The organism is Terasakiella sediminum (genome assembly GCF_033100395.1).
GTDB lineage: Bacteria > Pseudomonadota > Alphaproteobacteria > Rhodospirillales > Terasakiellaceae > Terasakiella.
In genome coordinates, this window is the sequence record NZ_JAWLVJ010000051.1 from 1 (window position 1) to 5464 (window position 5464).

Consider the following 5464-nt stretch of genomic DNA (forward strand, 5'->3'; position numbering starts at 1 on the left):
AGAAGCATGGATACTGGTATCCTCAATTAGAATGATGACGAGACGGCTGGCAAGATACTGTTTTAAAAAGTGAAGTTTCGAGTCAGACTCTAAGGCTGATCGTACAAACAAATCGGCATCTTTTTTTTACATAATCATTACTCCAGATGGCACAAGACTTTTAATCCCCCCCCCAAAAAAAAATGGCACCCACTCATTTATAGTGTAACATGTGCTCAAATTTAATACTCAGGGGATAGAGATGAAAATCTTAAAGAAAATGCTTTGCTTGTACACAGCAACAGCAATGTGCTTTACACCTGTCGCGCTACAAGCCGCAACATCAAAGGGGCCCTTACATATCGGACATGCAACATCTGTTATTGAAAACGTAACAGGCGAGGTTTCCGGTCAGCCAAAACGTACATTGATCAAAGCCGATAGAATTTTCTTCAAGGAAAATGTAATTACCGCCAATGGTGCAACACTGGTTGTCCAATTCCGTGACGGCTCCACCTTTGAGCTCGGCCCAGACGGTATCATGACCCTAGATGAAATGGTCTTTAACCCCTATGAAGGCACCTCAGATAAAGTGATTTCCCTCATTCAGGGGAGCTTCAGGTATATTTCAGGGTTCACCTCTAAAAATTCAAACGTGACCCTGAATACAACGGTTGCAACAATTGGCATTCGTGGTTCTGCGGGATCAGGTATTGTCCAACCTGGTCAACCCATCTTTATCAGTATGGCCGATGGCGTTGCCACGGTCAGTAACGACGAAGGTGAAGTCAGCGTTGAGCCTGGAGAATCCACAGCAGTTGCTGAGGGCGAGCCGCCTATCACACCAGAAAATATCCCTGTTGAAGTCTCAGCACAGGCTATGGCTGTCGTGTCCAATACTTTAGGTAATGCCCCGGCAACGGTTGAGCTTTCAGCTGAACAAAAAGCTGCGGACGCCGCTGCAAACGCTATTCCTCTGGCGGTACAACAAGCTACCGCTGCTGCAGTTATTGCGCCACCAGCCCTGACACCCGTTGCACCGGCTGCAGATGCAGCACCGGCAGTTCCTCTGCTGGCAGAAGCAGCAAGCGTGGGCCTTCTTTCAGCTGCTGCCGCAACAGAAGCACCATCTGCTGAACAACAGGCATTTCTGACAAAGGCAGCTGCTGAAATTCCAAATGCTGCAGCCGTTGTAGAATCCATTGTTGCACAAGATCAGGCACAGCATGCGGCGAACACTCAAGCCGGTACCGCAGAAGTCGTTTCAGGTGCGACTGCGAATGTCGCATCCGTTGAACTCGTTCAAACCTTGGTCCAGTCTGCAATTGCCGCCAACCCTGAAGCAGCCCAGGCAGTTGCCGCAGCCATCGTGGAAGGCAGTGCTGAAAACGAGGCCATTACCGATACAGCTGCACTTGTAGAGGCTGCTGCCCAAGGGGCTGTTGAGGCAGCCGTTGAAACGGGGGCTGATATCAGCGCCGTTACTCAAGCTGTTACCGAAGGAATTGTTCAAGGTGCTGTAGAAGCCAGCCTTGATGTTGGTGATGCAGTTCAAGCCGCATCATCAGGCATGGTAACTGCCAGTGCTGAAGCTGGTGTTGACGTCGCCGTTGTTGCAGAAGCCGTCGCCCAAGGGGCTGTTGAAGGCGCAGCTGAAGCTGATATTGAGGTCACGGAAGTTACCACAGCGGTCTTGGAAGGTGCCACAGAAGCTGCCGCAGAAACAGGTAGTGATATTGAAGCCATTACAGACGCCACTCAGGAAGGTGCATTAGAAGGTGCAACTGAATCCGGGCTGGATACAGAGTCCGTGACCGTAACAGAACCGGATGGTCCTACTGATACGGTGGATGAACCTGTATTCGATATCGAAGAAGATACTGTTGCAGATGACGAACCAATTACTGAACCGGAACCGAACGCCAGTCCAAACTAAACGCATTTCTAAAATGCACTTAAAAGGGCGGATACTGTTTCCGCCCTTTTTGTTATGGATATTTGATCACCCTATAACGGAGGTTATCGGGTGTTGACTTAACGAACAGCTAAATCATTCAGTTCAGTACGATTCTCGCCTTCCCTCGACATCGGAAAAGGTTTCAATTCAATGCTTTTTTTGAACTCTTCGGAAACTGCATTCAAGTCAATAATATCCACGTTCCAAGGGAGATCACTCTCCTCAAAATCATGAGCTAAATTCGCAAAAATACTCAAAGGAATTTTTGCCCCCGAACTATCTCGCAATGCGAGATCCAAATCCGAAAATTCTTTAGCGCCACCATTAGCTCGGCTACCAAAAACCCAAACACTGACCACAGGAGTTAAATGGCGCAATAGTACATTGCGTACCATATCGATATATCGCTCAGAAAGATTTTCCACTTATCCCGCTCCACCGCTAATACGTATCAAGAGGAACTTCGCCTCTTCATAAAAGTCGGGAACAATTTCCAGAACTTCTTTTGCTTTATCTTCATCGTAAGTGTGACTTACCGTACCTCGCGCCGTCCTATAAAGCTTCCAACGCTCCCAGTCAGACCTGAGTAGACCTTTTTCACACCCCAATCGAATCAACCCTTGAAAAGCTAATCCATCAATTTCTGAAGGGTTTGCTGAAATACTTTCCAAATAGCGTTTCAGCATCCTGTGAGAAATTTCATATGTGTATTCAAACCTTTGAATCACGGCATCTCTCACAAAAACATTATCAGGGCACCTTCTTCGTTCATCCAGGCCTTCCTTCAATGATTTCAAAGCTTTTTCAAACGATGTTACGATTAACATTTCCACCTACACTAAAATACGCCATCTCGTTCCAGCCACGAAGTTAAGAAGATTTCATCAAACACTCCTCCCAAATACCTGTAGCTCTACATCCCAAACAATATAGCTTAGCAAGCATTGCCCCTATCTACTTAGCTAACCTTTTCAAGGCTTCTGCATCTTTTGTCATCACTCGTCGAGCGGCATCCATCGTTTTGTCCAATTTTGAGTTATATGGCACAATGTTTGACAAATCAGTATCATGAGCGACTGACACATCATATCGGGTCTGTAGACGCTGCCAAAATTCCACGGTTATTCCAAAAAACTTAGACAACCTCATCGCCGAATCAACAATTATAGCGCTCTCACCGTTCAATACAGCTGTCATTCGGTTGACCGGAACATGCAATTCCTTGGCAAGTCTGTAAACTGACAACTTTAATCGCTTCAGAAAGTCTTCCATAATGATTTCACCGGGGTGTATTGGTACTCAGCGCAGATATCCGAAAAATAAATTTGTCCGAAGTCTCTCGTATTATAATCTCTTGCGTCATATCATTAACTCAGCGGTAGTCTAGGGTCAGGACCTATTAATTCAATATTATATACGTCATCATTTTTCCATTCGAAGCAAACATTGGTTATTCACCCAGAATGAGCTCTAACTATCTTCCAGCTCCGTGTTCAAATTAGATTGCTTCTCAGAAGTTGGCTTGTGCGATATTTCCCTCAATCCAAACAGAAAAGCTTCTTTCACTTAAACTGCCTTGCGCAAGACGTAAAAACATATCAAGGCATGCACCATCATCTGCTTCTAAGGTAAATCCATTTAAGGTTAAAAATAATTCCGTCACCACCAACGAGATCCTTTTGTTGCCATCAAAAAATGGATGATTGCGGGTAATCCCGTAGCCATAGGCCGCTGCCACTGTTGAGATTTCGCCTCCTTCATAATTATCACGATTAATTGGCCGCATAAGAGCTGAATCAAGTAGACCTTCGTCACGTAATCCCGGCTGCCCTCCATGTTCCAATATTTGCTCGTCATGTAAAGCAAGAACGACCGTTTTTTTCACCCATATATAAGGCATTATTTTGCTAATTCTCGTAAAACGTTACGTCGTCCCTTCATGATTTTTCGAGCGGCATCCATTTGCTCTTCAAATTCTGGATCATACGGGGTCAACGTTATCCCCCTTTCTGTTTCGATCACATATAAGCTGTCTCCTCTCTCAACATGAAGTTTTGAAAGGATTTCTTTTGGCAAAGTGACACCTGTTGAATTCCCAACAGCCTTTAGCTTTAAGACAGTCATAATATACCTCCTTTACAACCAAATCAGTATTACATATGTAATAACATTTAACAAGTTCTGCACATTTTTAAAAAGGAAAGGACATACCTGCCAAGTTCAAAAATTCAATAAATCTGATTATGTTCGCAGTCCGGCATAAGGGGTAACGATTTTTATGAATTCAGATAGGTTATCACGCCTAGATATACGTAAGTCATAATCATTTTGCAGGTTGAGCCAGAACCCAGAACTCATATCAAAAAAAAGACCAAAGCGAAGAGACATATCTGCTGTAATCGCCCGCTTCCCATCGATAATATTTTTTATTGCAGCTCGATCAACGCCTATTGCCTTTGCAAAGGCTCCTGGCTTAATATTCAGATCGTTAAGAAAGTCTTCTTTTAGCATAACCCCGGGGTGCTCTATATCAATTAATATTTCATCCATTTCTGCCTCCTCTTAATGGTAATCTATGAGCGATACTTCGTGAGCTTCGTTATCAATCCATTTGAAAATAATACGCCATTGTTTATCAACCCAAATCGCATAAAAATCACGTAGTTTCCCCTCTTTCTTTTCCAGTTTATTGGATGGAGGAATACGTAAATCATCTATCCTATTTGCAGCATGAATATAACGCAGGCGTCTTAATACTTTTTTTTGTAAATCAGCATCAATTCTTTTGATTCGCTGGCCATTAAAAATTTGCTCGGTACACTTATCAGAAAAGCTTTTAATCATGTCAGTAGTGTAATGGGTAACAACAGACACTGTCAATCATTTGTTGTTTACAACACAACAGGCTTATCACTAAGGTGAGTGTTTATTTGTAGAGCCGACATACTTATAGTGATACATAGGCGATAAGGGTGATTATCGGGTGTTGGGGTTGATGCACATTTTTGCACTAACCAACTGATTTATAATCAATAATAATCTTTGGCTTTGTTTTGTCATTTTTGCAATGCATCATAATTTCTTAAGAGCTTTATCCCGCCTGTTTACTGCTGATTTTTCATAACGCATCAATCGCTTCAAATCACTCGCTACCAAAAAGCCAATCCTGATTTTCTTTTCATTATCATTCTTAAACGGAGGCAAGACAATATCTGGGTTACACCTCCAAATCCTATTGAAGTATTGATGCACCAAATGCTCTTTACCATAAAACCTTCCACGACTTTCAATTTCTTTTCTTAAAGGTGCTGAAGCCCATAGGCTCTGTTTATGCGCTCGAATTAAACCCAATTGAATTTGCGCCTCAGCAGCTTGCCAAGCATATTCTTCAATATCTGCCTTATCACTCAAGCGTATGAATTCTTTGGCCAACTCTCTAATACCAAAACCCAAATGCTATGACCTATGAGCCCAATCTCTCATTCCGATGGACATAATTTTCCATGGCTGGTCACACAACAGGTTCCA

Annotated in this window: 9 protein-coding genes; 1 reads left to right on the forward strand and 8 read right to left on the reverse strand. The window is 43.3% G+C overall.

Annotation, left to right across the window (positions count from 1 at the left end):
- Positions 1 to 241 precede the first annotated feature (241 nt).
- Complete coding sequence (locus RYZ26_RS19615) at positions 242 to 1915, forward strand: FecR family protein (RefSeq protein WP_317684950.1); 1674 nt, start codon at positions 242 to 244, stop codon at positions 1913 to 1915.
- Positions 1916 to 2013: 98 nt separating this feature from the next.
- Here RYZ26_RS19615 and RYZ26_RS19620 read toward each other — a convergent pair whose 3' ends face one another.
- From RYZ26_RS19620 to RYZ26_RS19655, 8 genes are all read right to left on the reverse strand, one after another.
- Positions 2014 to 2361 (reverse strand): nucleotidyltransferase family protein, encoded by a 348-nt coding sequence (locus RYZ26_RS19620; RefSeq protein WP_317684951.1) that lies wholly within the window; start codon positions 2359 to 2361, stop codon positions 2014 to 2016.
- Positions 2362 to 2763, reverse strand: a complete 402-nt coding sequence (locus RYZ26_RS19625) for an HI0074 family nucleotidyltransferase substrate-binding subunit (RefSeq protein ID WP_317684952.1) — start codon at positions 2761 to 2763, stop codon at positions 2362 to 2364.
- 127 nt (positions 2764 to 2890) lie between these two features.
- Positions 2891 to 3229 (reverse strand): HigA family addiction module antitoxin, encoded by a 339-nt coding sequence (locus RYZ26_RS19630; protein WP_317684959.1) that lies wholly within the window; start codon positions 3227 to 3229, stop codon positions 2891 to 2893.
- A gap of 217 nt (positions 3230 to 3446) precedes the next feature.
- Positions 3447 to 3836 carry a type II toxin-antitoxin system death-on-curing family toxin gene (locus RYZ26_RS19635; protein ID WP_317684953.1) on the reverse strand — a complete coding sequence of 130 codons (390 nt, stop codon included), beginning with the start codon at positions 3834 to 3836 and terminating at the stop codon, positions 3447 to 3449.
- Positions 3836 to 4060: an AbrB/MazE/SpoVT family DNA-binding domain-containing protein gene (locus tag RYZ26_RS19640; RefSeq protein WP_317684954.1), complete on the reverse strand. Its 225-nt coding sequence runs from the start codon at positions 4058 to 4060 to the stop codon at positions 3836 to 3838. The genes RYZ26_RS19635 and RYZ26_RS19640 overlap by 1 nt, the downstream gene beginning before the upstream one ends.
- A 117-nt stretch (positions 4061 to 4177) precedes the next feature.
- Positions 4178 to 4486, reverse strand: a complete 309-nt coding sequence (locus RYZ26_RS19645) for a HigA family addiction module antitoxin (RefSeq protein ID WP_317684955.1) — start codon at positions 4484 to 4486, stop codon at positions 4178 to 4180.
- Positions 4487 to 4498: 12 nt separating this feature from the next.
- Entirely contained in the window at positions 4499 to 4810 is a 312-nt protein-coding gene (locus RYZ26_RS19650; RefSeq protein WP_317684956.1) for a type II toxin-antitoxin system RelE/ParE family toxin, read from the reverse strand.
- A 198-nt stretch (positions 4811 to 5008) separates the two neighbouring features.
- Positions 5009 to 5389 (reverse strand): hypothetical protein, encoded by a 381-nt coding sequence (locus RYZ26_RS19655; RefSeq protein ID WP_317684958.1) that lies wholly within the window; start codon positions 5387 to 5389, stop codon positions 5009 to 5011.
- Positions 5390 to 5464: the final 75 nt, after the last annotated feature.

Bases quoted from the DNA above. Each gene is read 5' to 3' on its own strand.
- RYZ26_RS19615 (WP_317684950.1), top strand. From the start codon at position 242: ATGAAAATCTTAAAGAAAATGCTTTGCTTGTACACAGCAACAGCAATG.
- RYZ26_RS19625 (WP_317684952.1), bottom strand. From the start codon at position 2,763: ATGTTAATCGTAACATCGTTTGAAAAAGCTTTGAAATCATTGAAGGAA.
- RYZ26_RS19635 (WP_317684953.1), bottom strand. From the start codon at position 3,836: ATGCCTTATATATGGGTGAAAAAAACGGTCGTTCTTGCTTTACATGAC.
- RYZ26_RS19640 (WP_317684954.1), bottom strand. From the start codon at position 4,060: ATGACTGTCTTAAAGCTAAAGGCTGTTGGGAATTCAACAGGTGTCACT.
- RYZ26_RS19645 (WP_317684955.1), bottom strand. From the start codon at position 4,486: ATGGATGAAATATTAATTGATATAGAGCACCCCGGGGTTATGCTAAAA.